Source organism: Alteromonas sp. K632G (assembly GCF_017653625.1).
In the GTDB taxonomy this organism is placed as follows: domain Bacteria; phylum Pseudomonadota; class Gammaproteobacteria; order Enterobacterales; family Alteromonadaceae; genus Alteromonas; species Alteromonas naphthalenivorans.
Genome location: NZ_JAGGDM010000004.1, coordinates 166817 through 186201, shown reverse-complemented (window position 1 = coordinate 186201; position 19385 = coordinate 166817). Strand labels below are relative to the sequence as shown.

Sequence of the window (19385 nt, the reverse complement as noted above, 5' to 3'; positions counted from 1 at the left end):
GCGGGTGTTTACCTGCCCTAATTAACTACCCGCCCTAATTATCTCCCCCCCTAAATACCCAGGCGATACTTGAATCAAACTACGGCTTTACGCTTCATGTCCACATGAGGTATATCATCTTCCAGATACATTTGTGATGTTTGCACAAAACCAAACTTACGATAAAACGCTAACAAATATTCTTGTGCACCAATTTCAATATCTTTATTCGGCCACAGGTTTTCACACTGTTTTATCGCCTCAGTTAACAAGCTTATACCCGCACCATTGCCTCTGAAGTCAGCATGGGTAGCCACTCTGCCAATACTTACCCCAGGATAACTCACCCCCACAGGGATCAAACGGGCATAAGCGACTAATTTGTCGTTAGTAAAGCCCAATAAATGCCGCGTATCGCGATGTCTGTCTTTTTCATCAAGCTCAGGGTATGGGCACGTTTGTTCTACAACAAATACATCAACTCGCAGTTTCATAAGCTCGAACAACTGATGGGTATTGAGCTGACTAAATGTTAATACTTTCCAAGAAATCATAAGACTGGTTATTTACTCTTTATTTATGGGGTTATTTTTATCAAACCTGCATGAAGATAACACTAAAAAATGCACGGTTGAATCAATGAACCAAATGGAATTTGAACCGTCATAACAAATACCTGTTAGCCACGAGTGTGGCACTTCTCTTCGCAAAGGTAATTTATGTTTAATCGCAAACTCGCCCCCCTCGCGGTAGTGGCAACAGTATCGCCGTTTTTATTCGCTTGCACGTCGCAAGATTTGTACGAAGCTACGCAAGAGAACCGTCTTCAAGAGTGCCGTAAACTTTATGGCGCACAACGAGAAGAGTGCGAAGCTCAGTACCAAAAAAGCTATGACACCTACGAACGAGAAAGAAACGAAGTCATTAATGAGGGTATTAACCAGGGTAAGAAGAAGTAACGTATCAATCGCTATTCAACGTTTAGGTACAGCGCTTTTAAAAAGGGTTGTGCCGAGCTCGTATGAACAGCTCGAATGAACAACTTGTTAAACGGATTGTTGATCAACTTATTTAATATTAGCGTGAGATTAAGAATTCAAGTACACATCTTTTGCTAAGGCACTTTTGACATATTCTACGAATTTCTTCACTTTTTCTAGGTTATGACGCCCTTCAAGACTGACTACTTGTATAGGTAACTTTTCATCGTTAAATTCATCTAATACACTGACTAATTCGCCCTTCTCTATTGCATCCGCTACTTGATAAGACATCAGGCGCGTGATGCCTAGCCCAGATTTTGCGGCGCTAATTGTCGAACGATTTTGATTGCATTCAAATCTAGGCTGTAAACGGATGGCTACCGTTTTACCATTACGTTTGAAATTCCACACCGGCGGCTCCTTGAAGTCACTCGGGTACAGCAAAGTATGATGTTTTAAATCTTCCGGTGTTTTTAGGTTTGGTGCATTAGCTAAATAGTCTGGCGATGCTACCGTTACCTTTCTTACGTACCCCACAGTAGTGGCATATAAACCAGAGTCTTTCGGCTGACTAATTCTTATTGCCACATCAATTTTTGTGTCGAGTAGATCAACAATGTTGTCGTACATATAGCCATGCACATTTACTTCAGGAAAGTCTCGTAAAAACTGAGCAATGATAGGTGTAATGTAAAGCTCACCAAATAACACGGGCGCCGTTACACTCAGCGTACCCTTTGGCAATAACTGAACACCCGCAATTGCAGCTTCACTTTGTGCTATGTCTGCCAATATTCTCTGTACGTCATTAAGGTATTGTATGCCCGCTTCGGTTAATCGAATACGACGAGTTGTACGATGGAACAATCGCGTGTTCAACTGTGCTTCTAAAGTAGCGATAGCCCGCGTTACCGCCGGAGCCGACATCGACAATTGCTCGGCAGCGCTCACAAAACTGCCAAGCTTAGCTGCTTCCGCAAACACTGACATTGCTTGTATTCTATCCATACCGAGTCGCTTTACTCATTCCTAATGGGGTTTACCAACTATTCTACACTTTTATTATTTCAAATAATGAAATTATAAATTTCAAAATTGAGTAATTATTTATTTTTAGCAAGCAATCATACTCACTGCAATATAAATAAACAGGATGAGCTTATGAGACCTCCACTTCCCCCTTTTACCAAAGAAACTGCTATTGAAAAAATTCGCCTGGCTGAAGATGCTTGGAATAGTCGTTCTCCTGTGCGAGTAGCTGCAGCGTACACGGCTGATTGTCAGTGGCGAAATCGTGCTGAGTTTATTACCGGAACGGCTCAAATCGAGGCTTTTTTAACACGAAAATGGGCCAGAGAACTTAACTATAAATTGGTAAAAGCGCTGTGGGCGCATACTGATAATCGTATTGCTGTTCGCTTTGCTTATGAATATCAAGATGCCTCAGCACAATGGTTTAGGGCTTATGGCAACGAAAACTGGGAGTTCAACCCAGAAGGCTTAATGCAGCGCCGCATTGCCAGTATTAATGACCACCCTATTAGTGACAATGAACGAAAACTGACTTGGGAAGGCGATAGCCGTCCCGATGACTTTCCAAGCCTTACAGAACTTGATTTATAAGGAGAATGTTGATGACTTCATTACCGAAAAATGCCCCAAATAGCACAATGAAAGACGCACCTATTATTCATTATCGAAACCCAAAATCTGGGCATTGTCATAAAGTGGAATTGTTTATGTCGCTGCTCGGTATTAGCTACATTAATCACGAACTTGATATGGTTAACGGCGCACACAAATCGACAGACTTTATTACCAAGAACCCTTTCGGGCAGGTACCAGTGATTGTTGATGGTGAACACACAGTGTCAGACTCCAACGCCATTATTGTCTATTTAGCAGATACTTACGGCAGTATTTATCCTTGGATGGGGGCGACACCTATTGAAAAGGCTCGTGTACAACGCTGGCTTTCAGTGGCTTCAGGTGAACTTGCCAAAGGCCCAGCAGCACTTCGTCTTGAGTATGTATTTGGTGCCAATATTGATGTAGCCAGCGCATTAGCAATAACTGAAAACTTGCTAAAAGTGATGGAAGATACTTTAACCAACACCAAATCATACTTGGCTACCGACTCGCTGACGCTTGGGGATATCGCCATGTACAGCTACATAGCCCACGCACCTGAAGGGGGCGTTTCGTTGCAACCCTACCCCGCTATTCGCGCTTGGGTTAACCGCATTGAATCGCTCGCTAATTTCATTCCTATGGCCAGTTCCCCCATACAGGAATATAGGCTGTAGGATCTGTTATGAACAGCGCTAATTCAAGTAATGCGAGTGTCTTTCATACTGAGGAATATCGTATTCAGCAACGTTTAGGCGTTGCTGAGCGTATGGATGAGCAGATGAAAGGCTTCATACGCCCTTTTATGCCAGCGCAGCACCGCGCATTTTTTTGCAATAGCCCATTCATGATGGCTGGCCTTGTGGATAGTCAGGGGCACCCCTGGGCTATACCACTTTGGGGTGACCATACCACTGTTGACGACCACCACTATATTCAGTCGCCATCACCCACTCAGCTTTCACTTGCCTTAAACGATAATGTAACTTGGTTAATTAATGATGTCGCATTGTTAGATGGTAATACTGGCAGTAAAATTGCGCTACTTGGGTTACAACTCAGCACTCGCCGCCGTAATAGGCTCAACGGACTAATAATGCACAATCGGGGTGGTGTTATACGCGTGCAAGTAGAGCAAAGTTATGGAAACTGCCCTCAGTATATTCACCCTCGAGATACCTTGCACCGTGATGTTGCACCTACACTGGAAGCCAGCTCAAACACAAATTCAAATACTCAATATGCACGTTCCAGTGCGCTAACAAGTAAAGATGCTTTGCTAATCGCTCGGGCGGATACATTTTACATTGCCTCAAGGCACCATGACTTTACCGACGACCCTCGCCACGGACTAGATGTATCACATCGAGGCGGCAAGCCTGGCTTTATTAACGTAGATGAAAGTAGCTTGTTGTTTCCTGACTTTAGTGGGAATAAGTTTTTTAATACCCTTGGTAACATCGAATCAGATGGACGTGTTGGTTTATGCTTTGTTGATGATAGCAATGGGGATATCTTGTTCGTTAATGGCAAAGCATCCATCTTGTGGTCTCACCCAAAACTGGAAGGGTTTGCTGGCGCGGAGCGGTTTGTACAAGTATCCATTCAAGACGTTACCCGGGTTTTTAGTATTTACCCCTTCAAGCACCCTATCATTGAAAGGTCAATTCACACTGAGCATACCGGCGTGTGGTGATACTTCCAGTGTCACCACACCTACACGACACCTAGTCAGCTAGATTAATTTTGGACGCTGAAACAACCCAATTATGCGCGATTTGAGGAAGGACAGTGTTTTTCTATTTTGTTTAAATAAGTGGATAACTAAAACATCATCAAGAACCACTTTATGAAAAACAGCAGTATTTTTCGCAAAGCAATAGTAACTATCACAACCATTTTGATAGCGTCTTGTTCGTCGAACAATGCATCACAAATGAAAAATCTTTCATCACTTAGCGCAAAAACTCAATCTCAATATGCTAACGAAGAACTTCCTCATAAAGAGCTGCAAGTTATCTTTCAACTTACGAAGGATAAAATCGACGTTGTCGATATATCAGCTAAGAAAATAAGTCGGCAAGCACTAATAAAGCTACTAAAGCAAAATGAAGGAAAAAATATAACGAATGGGGATACGTTTATTGATTGCGTAGTGCTAACACATACTAACCGTTCAAAACCTTGCTTTACCGATGCCAAAAAGAACATACCTGAAAACTCGGTATTTCACGATTCAGAAGTCTCTGGCGGCATGGTGCTGATGACAGTGCTTGTTCCCTATATAGTTGTAGGGGCTGCTTCTGACGGCGACTTTTATGTGAATAACAAAATTGATAGTGATTTGTTAAACCGCGTTGGCGCAACAATAAAAAGTGACATATTCACCACAAAGAATGAAATTCATGACGTATTAACCAACAACGCCGTCACTACCTTTAGTAAAAACGTAAAGCCGTACATAAGCTTGATCGATCATGACATTTTGATAAAAGCAATAAACAACGCTCAAAGTATAGAAAAGCTTGAAAGCATAAAGCGATTGTTAAGCGAAGATAATTACTATGGGTTTGTAGTGAAATCACCTGTCGTCAACCAACGAAATAGACCGTCTACTCGAGGAAAAATCATTAATAAGCACAATAAGGGGACGCTTATAATTTCCGAAAAAATAGAAGACGGATGGGTTTATAACGGCGAAGGTTGGATTTACAAAAAGATACTGTTGTCGCGGCTTGCTGATGCACAAAAAGCTATTTCACATCGAGAAAATAACGTAAGGCTAAATCAGCGCTACGCTGGCCTAGTGTTAGGTTCATCCGTGACCTCAATTAATAAAGTTTTGAATAACAAAGAACATCTTGCTGGTATTCCCCAAGACAAAATAAACAAGCTTAAGGCAAAACGATATGCGCTCATTGATAAGGCTGACTTCACAAGGGCAAAACAGAAAAATACCGTAGCAGAATTCGATAGTTACCTCGAGCAACATAAAAATGGTGCGTACCGAGAAGAGGCTGTACTCGCTAAAAAAGCCATTTTTGTTAGCCTAGAGTCATTTGACGGCTACATGAGTGCATTTGTACTAACAAAAAAACGAGATTTTCTAACGTTAGCGAAAAACGCGATAGTGGAATCTAACGAAAATGTGAGTGTAACTATAAGTTTGTTAGATACGTATTTCGACGCGAAAATAAAACATAAAAATGCGATATCAGAGTTTGCTAGCTTACTTGATAAAATAAACGGTGTAAGCATAAGCGACTACTCTAAAAAATTTCTGAAATTATCTGGAATTAACAAAAGCTTCAGAACCGATAACTATTTAGATTCAATAGAATATCAATATATTTTGCGATACTTCACACCTCAATTAAATGTTAACTACCATCACAAGTACATCAACTTGGACTTAACCTATCCTGATATTAATATCAGGATAAAAGAAGATGCTAATTGCGATTTTGAAGAAACCAAGAACGACGTAAGAAACAGAGGCTTCCTAGAATCGTTAGTTACCCTAAATGGTGACGATAAAGTGTCTTACACCTATGACGTTTTCAGTTGTAAACTTGGTCAGAGCGAACTCGCATCGGTCAAAGGACTATTACGTGACCTACCCTACTACGCAGATTTTAGTAGTTCGACATTATCAAAAACCTGGAAAGCGACGGAAACAACGAGCAGTTATACTTATTCAACCGAAACCAAAACCACTTCTTTTTCGTCACAATTAGCTGATTGGAAGTATACGATTACATGCTCTGGTAGGCCCATATTTGGCCCACCATCACGCACGCATAATGGTCTTATAAAAAATAGCAATCATTTTGATGCTTATCAATTAGCGCAAAAAGCAGCAGATGAACTTTCCTGTACCGAGTTGCACGGCCCAGAATATTTTAAAACGGGCTACCTCGACATGGAAATACAATAGCTAATTTCATATGAGAAGGTCTGCTATGTCGCATGCCTTCTCATTAGATTACTCATCACAGCGCTGCACTAACTCGATGCATCTGCCACTTATTGTCGCGTGATGCCATTAGCGCTAAAACGCCTCCTGTGCTTTAGACAGCTTATTTACTTATCATTTTCCATTAAACACCTGTACATGAACACGGAATAAAACCGACATTAACCCATTAGTATTAACAACTTACGCTATTTAATTGATTACAATAACTTTGAACTAAGGCGTGTTTTTTGCATTGCTTTGTCTCTATGTAGCGTTACACATAAACCTACTTCAAACAGCGTCTTAAACTAGCTGTATTTCAGACTGAATGCGTTTTTCGCGCGTTTATCTAAAAAATAACACCGAGGCCATATGCAAGAATTCATACAAAAGATGCCAAAAGCCGAACTACATGTTCATATCGAAGGCACATTAGAGCCTGAGCTAAGCTTTGCATTAGCACAGAAGAATGGCGTAAGCCTGAGTGCAGAAACCCCAGAGCAAATGATAGCCGCTTATAACTTTCATGATCTACCCTCTTTTTTAGATATTTATTACGCAGGGATGAGTGTATTAATTGAAGAAGAAGACTTTTACGCGCTTACCATGGCTTATTTTGAAAAAGCGGCGGCGCAGCACATTGTGTATGTGGAACTCTTTTTCGACCCACAAGCTCATACGTCCCGAGGCGTAGCATTCGATACTGTAATTGAAGGTATCTATCGCGCACAACAGGATGCTAATACCAAGCTAGGTGTACAAAGCAATCTTATACTGTGTTTCCTTCGTGATATGTCGGCCGACTCGGCTATGAAACACTTACTCATGGCTGAACCTCATTTGAGTAAACTTATTGGTGTGGGATTAGATTCAGATGAACACAATAACCCACCATCTAAATTTGCAGAGGTGTTTGCTAAAGCCCGTGAGTGGGGATTAAAACTCACTATGCATTGCGATGTTAACCAACACAATACCCTAGAGCACATTCGCCAAGTATTAGAAGATATCGATGTAGACAGAATAGATCACGGCGTAAATATTTTAGCATCAGACGCATTATGCGACTTAGTGAAACAAAAAAATATTGGCTTAACCATTTGCCCAGTGTCGAATCAATTCGTGGTGCAATCACTAACCTCAACCGAAATAAAAACCATGCTTGAACGTGGATTAATGCCAACGATTAATTCAGACGATCCTTCCTATTTTCGTGCATATTTAAATGAAAACCTTATTGCGCTGCAGCAAGAGGGTGGATTTAGTCAAGAGGAACTAAGTACGTTAGTGGCAAACAGCTTTAAAGCAAGCTGGCTAACATCTACCGAAAAAGATCAATATTTAGCTGGGCTTAATGATTATTTAGCTAAGTGCGCTTAATTCAATAGATTGTTAACCGTGCAGGTAAAGCGCAAGCACCGATGTAACAATCAGCCCCGAGAATACCGCCATGACAAACTAACGGCGAAAACAGTGAAATAAAAATTGAAGGGGAATGTGAGAAGGAAAAAGAAAAATGACGTGAAAAAGAATTTCACGTCATTTTATTTGGATACAAGGCAAGGATTTCGTTACCAGGTCAGATCATCTGGAATGTCGTAGTCGGCATACCAATCATCTTGTGCTTCTTCTTTACCGTCATTGTCGCTGGTGTCTAAGTCGGCACGGTAAATAATAAAGCTATCGTCACGCTGCGCAATTTTATCCGCTACAGGCGTAGGCACTAGCTCATAAGCATCACCTAAAATCACCACGGTTAAGCGGCCTTTAGTCACTTGCTTGTGCATTTCAGCGCTCACGTACATACGCTTCACTACATTGTCATGCGTGAAATTCAGTACGGTATCGCCTTTTCGCGGCTGTTTATTCACATCAATGAGTTGCTTCACCTGTGCAATGACAGAGCGCTTCTCACGCTCTTGCTGTTGCAACTGATTCAACTCACGTGAACGGGCTTTCTTTTCTTCAGCGGCTTTCTGAGCAGCAATAGTTGCTTCGTCCACCACACCCTGATTTTTCTTTGTCTTTTGCTTATTCTTTTTGCGCTTTTCAGCACGCGCCTGCTTAGCAGAACCTTTGTCTGCTATGCCGGCTTTTAATAACTGTTCCTGTAACGAGGCCATATACTAAATCTCTTTATTTCTTTTTGGCTTTCGCTTTGGTTTTAGCAGCAGGTTTACTGGCGGCTTGTGTTTCCCACTTACCGTCGTTATACCATGCAGACCAACCCGTAGCTTTACCCGCTTCATTTTCCGACATCACATATTGCTGCTTGGTCTTACGACTGTAGCGAACGATAGCAAGGTTACCTTCCGGATCTTTTTGCGGTGCATCGGCCAGATAATAGAATTTTTCAGAAATTCTATCTCTAAAGCGCGCCAGTTCTTCCACTTTTGGTGCACGCGTTTCCCGAGATTTAGGGAAGTTATGCGCCGCCATGAAAATACCAGAAGCACCATCACGTAATACAAAGTGCGCATCCGATTTTTCACAAGGAAGTTCTGGTAAATCTACCGGATCTTCTTTAGGTGGAGCTGCCTCACCGTTACGTAACAACTTACGCGTATTCTTACATTCTTCATTGGTACAACCGAAGTATTTACCAAAGCGACCGTTTTTCAGTTCCATGTCACTGCCACACTTATCACATTCGATAATGGGGCCGTCGTAACCTTTAATCTTGAACGTACCGGTTTCCACTAAGGTACCTTCGCAGGTTGGTGTATTACCACACACATGCAGCTTACGGGTTTCGTCTACTAAGTAACTGTCCATAGCAGTACTGCATATTGGACAGCGCTTCTTAGCACGTAACGCTTCGGTTTCTAACTCTTCTTCGTCATCTACTTTCACCACTTCATCACCTGGTGTCAGGTTCATGGTGTTGGTGCAGCGTTCTTTTGGCGGTAAGTTATAACCAGAGCATCCAAGGAATACACCGGTAGATGCCGTACGCACGTTCATTTCACGCCCGCACTTGTCACACGTAATGCCAGCAGGAATAGCTTGATTAAGGCGCATTCCGCCTTCTTCAGGGGCTTTCTCGGCATTAAGCAACTTGCCATAAAAATCGCTGTAGAAAAGGTTAAGTACGTCTTTCCAATCTTTGTTACCTTCCGCTATATCATCAAGCTGTTGCTCCATGTTGGCGGTGAAGTCGAAACTCATAAGGTCATCAAAGTTTTCCATCAAACGGTCGTTAACGATTTCACCCATTTTTTCAGCATAAAAACGCTTATTTTCAAGGCGAACGTAACCGCGATCTTGAATGGTAGAAATGATACTTGCGTATGTGGAAGGTCGGCCAATGCCGCGTTTTTCTAACTCTTTTACCAAAGACGCTTCGTTAAAACGCGCCACTGGTTTGGTAAAGTGCTGCTTGGGATCAAGCGCATTTAAGTTTAATACATCACCTTTTTGAACATCAGGCAGCATTAACTCTTCTTCACCTTTTTTGCGAAGCTGTGGTTGAACACGTGTCCAGCCGTCAAACTTCAACACACGACCTTTCGCCGTTAACTCGTAATTACCTGCACCCACTCTAATGGTGGTGGCATCGTATTTAGCCGGCGTCATTTGACACGCAACAAACTGGCGCCAAATAAGCTCGTAAAGGCGCTGAGCGTCACGCTCCATATCACCTAAATGTGCAGCATTTACCTTAACACTTGAAGGACGAATCGCTTCATGCGCTTCTTGTGCGCCCTCTTTGCTACCATAACGATTAGGCGATTCTGGTAGGTATTGGCTACCAAAATTATCATCGATATAGGCGCGGCAATTATCGAGTGCTTCTTGGCTCAAGTTTGTTGAGTCGGTACGCATATAAGTGATGTAACCCGCTTCATACAAGCGCTGCGCCATCATCATGGTTTTCTTAACACCAAAACCTAAACGGGTACTCGCGGCCTGTTGCAACGTTGACGTAATAAACGGTGCTGAAGGTCGGCTAGACGTAGGCTTAGACTCACGGCTTTCAACTAAGTACTTAGCGCCATTTAAGTCTTCTAATGCTTTGTCTGCTTGTGCTTTATTAACCGGTTTAAACGCTTTACCTTCATGCTTGGCTACCAACATACGCAGCGCTGCTTTTTGCTCACTGGTTAAGTCGACATGAATATCCCAAAACTCTTCTGGAACAAACGCTTTAATCTCACGTTCACGGTCAACTACTAGACGAACAGCTACCGATTGAACACGGCCAGCTGATAAACCACGTGCTATTTTTTTCCAAAGTAGCGGTGACACCATGAAGCCCACAACGCGGTCGAGGAAACGTCTAGCTTGCTGTGCATTCACACGAGCAACGTTTACTTCACCTGGATCTGAGAAGGCTTCTTGAATGGCATTTTTAGTAATTTCGTTAAACACCACACGCTGATAGGTTTTGCCTTTACTGCCCAGCAACTCTTGTAAGTGCCACGCAATAGCTTCCCCTTCTCTATCCAAATCCGTTGCGAGATAGATAGTGTCAGCGTCTTTGGCCAAGCGTTTAAGCTCGTTAACCACTTTTTCTTTACCCTGCAAAACCTGATAGTGAGCTTTCCAGTTCTGTTCTGGATCCACTCCCATTCGATCAACAAGTTTTAAATATTCGTGTCTGCGAAGGTATTCTTGCTTGTCTTCTTCGCTATAAGTTTTTAGTTCTTTCGCTGGCTTTTTGGGCTCAACTTTGCCCAATGCCTTCGTAGGCAGATCGCGAACATGGCCGACAGAACTTTTTACGATAAAATCTTTACCAAGATATTTATTTATCGTTTTCGCTTTGGCTGGCGACTCGACTATGACTAGAGATTTTGCCATATAATTGAATTAAACCTATTGATTCTAAAGGACTATTTTAGTCATTCTCAAAGATAAAGGACCCCTAGACTGTGCCATTAGGGTGTCCGTGCTTTTTTAACATATATCGACAAAGTGAATGGAAAACAAGATCTTCTTAATAGTTATTCTTCCCATTGCTTCAATCGCGTGCAATTCCTGTTCACTTTTCAACCACCTTGATTGGCAAGGCGCATAAAAACCGTATAATGCCAGCCATTATGCCTTTGCGCCTAGTAATTAACAGGCATTTATTATGCTTATTAATTCGCGGCTAACAAAAAAAGAGACGTTAGCTTCACTGTAAATACTCCCCAAATCATGGGTTATGCATTTATAGGGTAGCGGTCAAACGCTCAAACACCAAATAGAGGGAAAGTATGAAGCAATTTGAAGTTAACTTTGATGGGCTTGTTGGCCCAACCCACAACTATGCCGGACTCTCGTTTGGTAATGTTGCTTCTCTGAACAATGCCAATGCAGTTAGCAGCCCCAAGCAAGCCACTAAACAAGGTTTACTAAAAATGAAAGCCTTGTCTGACATGGGCATGATGCAAGGTGTACTTGCCCCTCAAGAACGCCCAGACATAGCAGCATTACGTCGACTCGGCTTTTCTGGTTCAGATGCCAGAGTGCTAGAAAGCGCTGCAAAGCAATCTAGAGAGATTTTCTTAGCATGTTGCTCTGCATCAAGCATGTGGACAGCAAACGCTGCCACAGTCTCTCCAAGCGCTGATACGGCGGATGGTCGCGTGCATTTTACACCTGCAAACTTAACAAACAAGTTTCATCGTTCATTAGAGCCGCAAGTGACAGGTAATATTTTAAAAGCGACCTTCGCAAACGAAAAGCACTTTGCCCACCACTTACATTTGCCAGATAATGAACATTTTGGTGACGAAGGCGCAGCAAACCATACTCGCTTGTGTTCCGATTACAGCCACGCTGGAGTAGAGCTTTTTGTATATGGCCGTCACGCTTTCGACCCTGGTAAACCCGCCCCCACTAAATTCCCTGCCCGCCAAACACTAGAAGCATGCCAAGCTGTTGCTCGCTTGCATGGGTTAAGCGAAGAAGGCGTGGTATACATGCAGCAAAACCCTGATGTTATCGACCAAGGGGTTTTCCATAACGATGTGATTGCAGTGGGCAACCAAAACGTACTGTTCTACCACGACCAAGCCTTTTATAAAAAGGACGCCGGGCTAAAAGAACTACAAACTAAGTTTGGTGATTCCCCCCTTCATCTTATTGAAGTGCCTACTGATGAAGTGTCGGTACAAGATGCAATTAAAACGTATCTTTTCAATACCCAAATCATCACGCTGCCAAGCGGTGACATGACGATTATTGCCCCCACAGACTGCGAAGAAAACGATGCGGTTAAGCGTTATTTAGACAAACTAGTTACTTTGGGCACGCCGATAAAATCGGTGAACTATTTTGATGTAAAGCAAAGTATGCGCAATGGTGGCGGCCCTGCGTGCTTGCGTTTACGTGTAGCCATGAACGACCAAGAACTTGATGCGGTAAACCCAGCGACCTTAATTAACGACATGCAGTTTGCGCGTCTTAACAAATGGGTAGATAAACACTACCGTGATGAACTTACTGAAGACGATTTACGTGACCCGCAGTTACTGATTGAATCACGCACTGCACTGGATGAACTTACTCAGCTATTAAAGCTTGGTTCTGTGTATCCATTCCAGCAAGATTAGTTATTGTTTTGCATATGAAAAAGCCGGCTTATGCCGGCTTTTTTGTGATAGTTGAATTAGTACTAATTAATAGTACTGCAGTCTGCTTCAGATCCAAATGGGTTCGCAGGTAGACCTGCCCCTTCATTGGTTAAGTCGTCTGAAGAAACGCCTAATCGATAATAATGATCTTGGCTAGCCTCACTCCCTGTCGATTGACCGAAAATCGTAATAACTATATCGTACCAAAAACCGTAATTTGCCGGATAACGATACTCTAGCTCAGCTTGTCCATTTTCATCCGTTATATTCGTCTCTGCAAACGACAATGTTCCAACTATACCTGGTGTTAAGAATTCATCATCATTTGTATCTTCTCCAACATCAAGAATACCATTGCCATTGATGTCTTCATTATCACATTCGATTGTTACGTCAGGCTTATAAATAGACTCGTCTTCATCCCAATACCAGTACCCTTTTAAATATGTTCCTCCTAAAACACGCTTAACAGGCGTACCTGAAGCTGTTAACTCAACGCCACTAACAGGCTGGCCGGCTGAATCAGACACAAACACAGCAAAGCGTTTTAGGTAAGTGGTTGAGTCAGGCTCTTCAATTTCATTGCCAGTACCAATTGAGATATCAAATGCTCTATCCCCTACGGTCATATACACTTCGTCAGTAATCGTTTCATCGCTTGCTACAGAAGCGCGAATAATCACAGCATCTTCACTTGAAGGCGCACCTGAGGTAAATACCGTAGACGCTATACCGCTGCTGTCGGTAGTAGATTGAGAAGGTGAAATAGAACCAGTAGATACATCATCAACGTTGAAGTTAACCACGGTATTTTTAACTAGGTTACCTGAAGGGTCTCTAACCACTGCGGTAATAGTACTGGTTTGCCCATCAGGGCCAATCAGGTCAGGTGTAGCATCAGCTATCAAGGTAAACGGTTCAACCGCAATAAACTCTACTTGCGCAACCGCATTCACCGTAGACTCATTACCAGACTCAGTACCTGTGGCAGTAATGGAAGCAAAACCGGCGTTGTCAGACTCTATTGAGATAGAGGCAATACCTTCAGCATCGGTGGTGACAAGCGCTGCGCCAATAATCGCTCCGCGAGAAGCACTAAATATCACGTTATTACCCACAGCAGGGCTGCCATCTTGTAGCCATTGAACACTGATGGTGGCCGCTTCATTCAATGATATTTCTTCATCTGGCAGTACCACAAAACTAAATTCGTCTTGTTGAACCTCTAATTCAAATTCTACAGAGGCATTAAGTGACGAAGCAGTGATCGTATCTTCACCCGAAGTAGTTGCTGTGTAAGTAATAGTCGCTTGACCATCAGCCCCCGTATTAACCGAGGTTTCACTTAAAGAGCCATTCGCTGCTTCTAATAGGATAGTTTGATTAACAATGGCTACCCCATCAGAATCTTGAACACGCAACGTATATTCGGCGGTGTCATTCAATATAACTGAATTTGCACCATTAATAGTCACTTCGGTGCCGGTGATCAAAATATCAACGGTTTCAACTAATGCGCCGGTTTGAGCCGTTAGCGTTACCGTGCGATTCGACGCATCATTCTGAGTAGACACTAACGCTCTGGCAGTACCATCGGCGGTGGTGGTAGATTGGGTTAGCTGCAATTCGACACCAGCTTCATTGCTAGCAGAAAAGTTAACCTCAACGCCTTCCATCAACACGCTTTGTTCGTTTTTAATTAATGCGATAAGTTCAATATCGTCAGAGCCACTAGAGGCCAACTGAACCGCACTTGCATATAATTGTAAAGATGCAGGGTCTTCGCTAACGGTAACGCTTCCAGTAGAACTGAAGGTAGTCGTGTCACTTTCAAGGGTTGAAAGTGTCGCTGTTAATTCGCCATCTCCCGATGCAGTGCCAACAGCCAAGCTGATACTCGCAATACCGCTCTCGTCAGTACGGGCAGTCCCTGTATCATTTCCAAAAACAGCTAATTCATCATTGCTTAGTGTGAAGGTAACAATTAAGTCTTCTTGTGGCTCACCTTCACTGTTCAATACCGTAGCTACTGCGGTTAAGCTATTTTCTGAAGACAAATCACTGTCTGATTCACCTGCGGCATTTTGCAATGCCAACGATACCGTGGTTGCTGGGTCAACCGTTGCGCTGCCTACTGCCGAAAAAGTAGTAGAGCCGGATTCACCGCTGCTCAAGCTACCTGTTATCTCACCATCACCTGAGGCAGTGCTGGCATTAATGGTAATTCTTGCTACCCCGCTGTCGTCAGTTCGCGCTGTACCGGTGTCGTTTCCGAACACCGCAAGGTCGGTATTACTTAATGCAAACGTGACAAGTTGGTCGGCTTGGGCAACGCCGTCGGTATCGGTAACAGTGGCAATAACGGTAAGAGAATTGTCGGCGGTTAGGTTGCGGTCGGTTTCGCCGCTGGCGTTTTGAACGGTTAATACGACATTAACAGTAGCGGAGGAACCACTGCCATCATCTGATCCATCGCTATCATCTCTAGAGACTGAATCGCCTCCGCCACATGCTGCTAGTATAAAAATTGTACTAAATAGCCAGAGTGTCTTAGACAAGACGCGCGTAATTTGTCGCATAATTCGTTCCTGAACCTTTATAAATGACAATTGGGTCGTTTTTTATGTTTTAAAATCAATAGAATCTGTCACACTAAATAAAAATATAAAAATGTACAGGGAATTTTAATGTCTCAATCTGCACATAAATTTAGTTTAACCACCAGAATCTTTATCGGCATGATTGCCGGTATCGTGATAGGTGTGCTTCTTCAACTATTGTTCGATGATAGCGGAGATTTCACGTTTTCGGTATTTGGTTTCCAGTTCTCTGCGTATAGCATTTTTGTAGATGGTATATTTTCTACCCTTGGGCAGATTTTTATCGCTAGTTTAAAGATGTTGGTGGTGCCACTAGTATTTGTTTCGCTTATATGCGGTACCAGTACCCTGTCCGACCCTAGTAAGTTAGGCCGGTTAGGCGCTAAGTCTGTTGGTCTTTATGTTGTCACGACCGCAATAGCAATCACACTGGCCATGAGTATGGCTTTACTTATCTCGCCAGGAGAAGGGTTAAATCTAACCACTGAAACGTCATTTGAAGCGAAAACTGCACCAAGTTTGGGTGACGTTATCGTTAATATGTTTCCAAGTAACCCTATTAACTCGATGGCGCAAGGCAACATGCTTCAGATCATCGTGTTTGCAGTGTTATTCGGTATTTCTATGGCGATGACTGGCGAAGCAGGCAAACGTGTCAGTGCGTTTTTTGAAGACATCAACACGGTTATCATGCGTCTTGTCACCATCATCATGAACCTTGCGCCTTACGGCGTGTTTGTATTGATGGCTAAACTGTTCTCTACCATTGGTAGCGACACTATCTTTAGCTTGGCCAAATACTTCTTCTTAGTATTTGGCGTGCTGATCATCCATGGTCTAGTGACCTACTCAATACTGCTTAAACTTTTAAGCGGCTTGAGCCCAATTGTTCTACTAAAGAAAATGCGCGATGCAGCCTTATTTGCATTTAGTACTTCAAGCAGTAGCGCTACGCTGCCAGTCACCATGGAAACGGCGCGAAATAAATTGGGTATTAACAATTCAGTAGCGTCTTTCACCCTTCCTCTAGGTGCAACCATCAATATGGATGGCACCGCTATTATGCAGGGTGTGGCTACCGTATTTATCGCTCAAGTTTATGGCGTTGATTTGAGTTTGGGCGACTACATGATGGTGGTGTTAACCGCTACCCTAGCTTCTATCGGTACGGCGGGTGTGCCAGGTGTGGGCTTAATCATGCTAGCCATGGTACTACAGCAAGTTAACCTGCCAGTTGAAGGTATCGCCCTGATTATTGGTGTCGACCGCTTACTTGATATGACCCGTACTGCAGTTAACATTACAGGTGACTGTATGGTGTCGTGTGTTGTCGCGAAAAGCGAAGGTGGGCTTGATGAAGATATTTATTACAATGAACATGCCGGTGAAAAAGAAGAAGATGTGAATTTTAGCGAGTTTGACAAGAACGCTTAGTTCCTTTATCGCTTTCGAACTACACAAAAGGGTTAGCATCGCTAACCCTTTTTTATTGCTTATAGGTCTTGCCATCACCCAGTGCAAATACATTGTACAATTGCATTATACTGACAATCTCAATACATATTCGTAAGTGAATGACCAAGTATATTGGTGCTGTAATACGCTCAATCAAAGGCTTCAGTGTGCGTCTAGCTATGGTTATCATCTACAATTTTTAATAGCTAAGATTATTGCTAGCAGTCATACAAGCGATGACAATCCCTCTTCCTACATATAAACCCCAACACCGTTAATGAAGGGATTGAGAAGGAGACACTTTTGTCGCTTTATGGGCTGGGTACCAGGTTGCTAGTACGGACATGATGATGGCGACCACACAGGTGGCTACCACGTCTTGCCACATAAGTGCGGAAGGTAAAAAGTCGATAAAATAAATATCGCCTGACAACACTTCAACCCCAAAAACACCTTCTAAAAACTTCACAATAGTAGAAAGATTAGGGGCAATAATAATTGCAAGGGTTACCCCTACCACTATGCCAATGAGTCCGTTCAGCACACCTTGAAACATAAACGTGCGCCGGATTAGTGTATCGGTTGCGCCCATGGTTTTTAAGATAGCAATGGCAGGTTGTTTTTCTCGTACCGCCATGACTAATGAAGACACAATATTAAAACAGGCCACGGCAATCACCAGCACCAACGCAATATACACAACCGTTCGAACTAGCTGAATGTCGTTGTACAAATGACCTTGGGTTCGCGTCCAGTCAGACATATAGACCGCTTGAGGGTAGCTATAACCTATATCTCGCATGGTGATATAGGCCGAAAACGGATCGTGTAATGTGAAGCGCATACCCAATGCTTGGCCCTCTATGCCAGCGGCCGCGGTAGCTTTCGCAAGGTGCATCAGCCCCAATTGGTTATCAAGCTCCCCACCAACATGCATAAAGCCTGCAACGGTTAAGGTTATTGATGTGGGTGCGCTAAAGCGTAAATCTTTCGTGGTAACGGGAATAAGTGCCTGTACGGTATCGTCCACCTCAATATCAAGCTTGTTGGCAATCCCTTGACCTATCAGCACACTGTCGCTGTTTAACGCGAAGTTTTGCCAATGTTCGTCCGTTACTTGTCGGCTAAACGTGTTTTGTGCGTCTGCCGCAATGCCCGTCAATGAAATCGCCTTTAACTCACCTTTGAATTGCAACATGCCGGTAAGTGGGGTGTAAGGTTCAACCTTGGCAATTCTGGGGTCTTGGTTCAGGCGGTAAAGCTGCGCATCTAAGTTCTCAATACCGGTCTTGTCGGTGCTATATAACTCGCCGTGAGGAATAACGGTTAAAATTCGCTGCGTTAGCTCTCGCTCAAAACCATTCATTACACTTAACAAGGTAATTAACACGAAACAACCAAGGCCTATACCTACGGTAGACGACATCGAAATAAATGAGATAAAGCGATTTTGAACTTTGGCTCGACGAAATCGTTTAGCAAGTTGCCATGCCAACGCCACTAGCGTTGCTCCTCTGTTGCTGCGTTAAGCAGTTCACCATCTTTAATGCGAAGCACTCTGTCCATACGGTTAGCAAGGGTAATATCGTGGGTTACTACCACAAAGGCAGTTTGTTTTTGCTCGCTTAAACGTTTTAACAGCTGATAAATCTGCTCACCTGTGGTGGCATCTAAATTACCGGTTGGTTCATCGGCAAGCACAACTGACGGTGATGCGACTAATGCTCGAGCGATGGCGACCCGTTGGCGTTCGCCGCCTGAGAGCGCGCTAGGCAAGTGATCTGCACGATGAGAAAGCCCTACATCGTTAAGTAAAGCGTTTGCTTTCGCATTAGCGGTACTCGCACTCTCGCCGCCAATGCGAAGGGGCATGGCAACGTTTTCAAGTGCAGTAAATTCACCTAGCAAATGATGGAATTGGTAAATAAAACCCATTTCTTTGTTTCGCAAGGCGGCAAGTTGTTTAGCATTTAGATGAGTAAGCGACTCGCCTTTAAACCACACCTCACCACTTGTGGGTGTGTCTAAGCCCCCAAGCAAATGCAGCAAGGTACTTTTTCCTGAGCCAGAGCTACCTAAAATGGCAACATGCTCACCCGCATTGATAGAAAGTGAAATGTTATTTAGAACAGGCGTGCTGTTGTCGCCTTCTTGATAAATTTTACAAATTTTTCGGCAATGTAATACGTCCTGCATGCAGCCGTTCTTCGTCTTTTAA

General features: G+C 43.2%; 15 protein-coding genes. 8 read left to right on the top strand and 7 right to left on the bottom strand.

The genetic code is table 11. The annotated features are described in order from the left end of the window. Positions 1 to 74: 74 nt before the first annotated feature. Complete coding sequence (locus J5X92_RS06005; protein WP_208805074.1) at positions 75 to 533, bottom strand: GNAT family N-acetyltransferase; 459 nt, start codon at positions 531 to 533, stop codon at positions 75 to 77. A 165-nt stretch (positions 534 to 698) separates the two neighbouring features. On the opposite strand from J5X92_RS06005, the gene J5X92_RS06000 reads away from it, so the two are divergent. Continuing rightward, positions 699 to 938: a hypothetical protein gene (locus tag J5X92_RS06000; protein WP_208805073.1), complete on the top strand. Its 240-nt coding sequence runs from the start codon at positions 699 to 701 to the stop codon at positions 936 to 938. A gap of 129 nt (positions 939 to 1067) precedes the next feature. Here the strand turns inward: J5X92_RS06000 and J5X92_RS05995 are convergent, their stop codons facing one another. After that, positions 1068 to 1970, bottom strand: a complete 903-nt coding sequence (locus J5X92_RS05995; protein WP_126872180.1) for a LysR family transcriptional regulator — start codon at positions 1968 to 1970, stop codon at positions 1068 to 1070. A 153-nt stretch (positions 1971 to 2123) separates the two neighbouring features. On the opposite strand from J5X92_RS05995, the gene J5X92_RS05990 reads away from it, so the two are divergent. The 5 genes from J5X92_RS05990 (at position 2124) to add (ending at position 7929) form a co-directional block, all read left to right on the top strand. Then, positions 2124 to 2585: a nuclear transport factor 2 family protein gene (locus J5X92_RS05990; protein WP_013784474.1), complete on the top strand. Its 462-nt coding sequence runs from the start codon at positions 2124 to 2126 to the stop codon at positions 2583 to 2585. 11 nt (positions 2586 to 2596) lie between these two features. Then, complete coding sequence (locus tag J5X92_RS05985; protein WP_208805072.1) at positions 2597 to 3268, top strand: glutathione S-transferase; 672 nt, start codon at positions 2597 to 2599, stop codon at positions 3266 to 3268. Between the two features lie 8 nt (positions 3269 to 3276). Beyond that, entirely contained in the window at positions 3277 to 4287 is a 1011-nt protein-coding gene (locus J5X92_RS05980; RefSeq protein WP_208805071.1) for a pyridoxamine 5'-phosphate oxidase family protein, read from the top strand. A 153-nt stretch (positions 4288 to 4440) separates the two neighbouring features. Further along, the gene (locus J5X92_RS05975; RefSeq protein WP_208805070.1) at positions 4441 to 6528 is read left to right on the top strand and encodes a hypothetical protein; all 2088 of its coding nucleotides are present in this window, start codon (positions 4441 to 4443) and stop codon (positions 6526 to 6528) included. 393 nt (positions 6529 to 6921) lie between these two features. After that, positions 6922 to 7929, top strand: a complete 1008-nt coding sequence (gene add / locus J5X92_RS05970; RefSeq protein WP_208805069.1) for an adenosine deaminase — start codon at positions 6922 to 6924, stop codon at positions 7927 to 7929. Positions 7930 to 8120: 191 nt separating this feature from the next. Here add and J5X92_RS05965 read toward each other — a convergent pair whose 3' ends face one another. Then, positions 8121 to 8672, bottom strand: coding sequence for a DUF2058 domain-containing protein (locus J5X92_RS05965; protein WP_208805067.1), 552 nt, complete (start codon positions 8670 to 8672; stop codon positions 8121 to 8123). A 13-nt stretch (positions 8673 to 8685) separates the two neighbouring features. Then, positions 8686 to 11352, bottom strand: a complete 2667-nt coding sequence (gene topA / locus J5X92_RS05960; RefSeq protein WP_208805065.1) for a type I DNA topoisomerase — start codon at positions 11350 to 11352, stop codon at positions 8686 to 8688. A gap of 398 nt (positions 11353 to 11750) precedes the next feature. Here topA and astB point away from each other — a divergent pair, with 398 nt between their 5' ends. Further along, complete coding sequence (gene astB / locus J5X92_RS05955) at positions 11751 to 13091, top strand: N-succinylarginine dihydrolase (RefSeq protein WP_208805063.1); 1341 nt, start codon at positions 11751 to 11753, stop codon at positions 13089 to 13091. Between the two features lie 62 nt (positions 13092 to 13153). On the opposite strand, the gene J5X92_RS05950 is transcribed toward astB, so the two are convergent. Continuing rightward, positions 13154 to 15691, bottom strand: coding sequence for an Ig-like domain-containing protein (locus tag J5X92_RS05950; RefSeq protein WP_208805061.1), 2538 nt, complete (start codon positions 15689 to 15691; stop codon positions 13154 to 13156). A gap of 108 nt (positions 15692 to 15799) precedes the next feature. Here J5X92_RS05950 and J5X92_RS05945 point away from each other — a divergent pair, with 108 nt between their 5' ends. Continuing rightward, on the top strand, positions 15800 to 17146 hold the full coding sequence (locus J5X92_RS05945) for a dicarboxylate/amino acid:cation symporter (protein WP_208805059.1): 1347 nt from the start codon (positions 15800 to 15802) through the stop codon (positions 17144 to 17146). Positions 17147 to 17441: 295 nt separating this feature from the next. Here the strand turns inward: J5X92_RS05945 and J5X92_RS05940 are convergent, their stop codons facing one another. After that, positions 17442 to 18668, bottom strand: coding sequence for a lipoprotein-releasing ABC transporter permease subunit (locus J5X92_RS05940; protein WP_208805057.1), 1227 nt, complete (start codon positions 18666 to 18668; stop codon positions 17442 to 17444). Further along, positions 18668 to 19363, bottom strand: coding sequence for a lipoprotein-releasing ABC transporter ATP-binding protein LolD (gene lolD, locus J5X92_RS05935; protein ID WP_208805055.1), 696 nt, complete (start codon positions 19361 to 19363; stop codon positions 18668 to 18670). The genes J5X92_RS05940 and lolD overlap by 1 nt, the downstream gene beginning before the upstream one ends. Positions 19364 to 19385: the final 22 nt, after the last annotated feature.

Bases quoted from the DNA above. Each gene is read 5' to 3' on its own strand.
- J5X92_RS06005 (WP_208805074.1), bottom strand. From the start codon at position 533: ATGATTTCTTGGAAAGTATTAACATTTAGTCAGCTCAATACCCATCAG.
- J5X92_RS06000 (WP_208805073.1), top strand. From the start codon at position 699: ATGTTTAATCGCAAACTCGCCCCCCTCGCGGTAGTGGCAACAGTATCG.
- J5X92_RS05995 (WP_126872180.1), bottom strand. From the start codon at position 1,970: ATGGATAGAATACAAGCAATGTCAGTGTTTGCGGAAGCAGCTAAGCTT.
- J5X92_RS05990 (WP_013784474.1), top strand. From the start codon at position 2,124: ATGAGACCTCCACTTCCCCCTTTTACCAAAGAAACTGCTATTGAAAAA.
- J5X92_RS05985 (WP_208805072.1), top strand. From the start codon at position 2,597: ATGACTTCATTACCGAAAAATGCCCCAAATAGCACAATGAAAGACGCA.
- J5X92_RS05980 (WP_208805071.1), top strand. From the start codon at position 3,277: ATGAACAGCGCTAATTCAAGTAATGCGAGTGTCTTTCATACTGAGGAA.
- J5X92_RS05975 (WP_208805070.1), top strand. From the start codon at position 4,441: ATGAAAAACAGCAGTATTTTTCGCAAAGCAATAGTAACTATCACAACC.
- add (WP_208805069.1), top strand. From the start codon at position 6,922: ATGCAAGAATTCATACAAAAGATGCCAAAAGCCGAACTACATGTTCAT.
- J5X92_RS05965 (WP_208805067.1), bottom strand. From the start codon at position 8,672: ATGGCCTCGTTACAGGAACAGTTATTAAAAGCCGGCATAGCAGACAAA.
- topA (WP_208805065.1), bottom strand. From the start codon at position 11,352: ATGGCAAAATCTCTAGTCATAGTCGAGTCGCCAGCCAAAGCGAAAACG.
- astB (WP_208805063.1), top strand. From the start codon at position 11,751: ATGAAGCAATTTGAAGTTAACTTTGATGGGCTTGTTGGCCCAACCCAC.
- J5X92_RS05950 (WP_208805061.1), bottom strand. From the start codon at position 15,691: ATGCGACAAATTACGCGCGTCTTGTCTAAGACACTCTGGCTATTTAGT.
- J5X92_RS05945 (WP_208805059.1), top strand. From the start codon at position 15,800: ATGTCTCAATCTGCACATAAATTTAGTTTAACCACCAGAATCTTTATC.
- lolD (WP_208805055.1), bottom strand. From the start codon at position 19,363: ATGCAGGACGTATTACATTGCCGAAAAATTTGTAAAATTTATCAAGAA.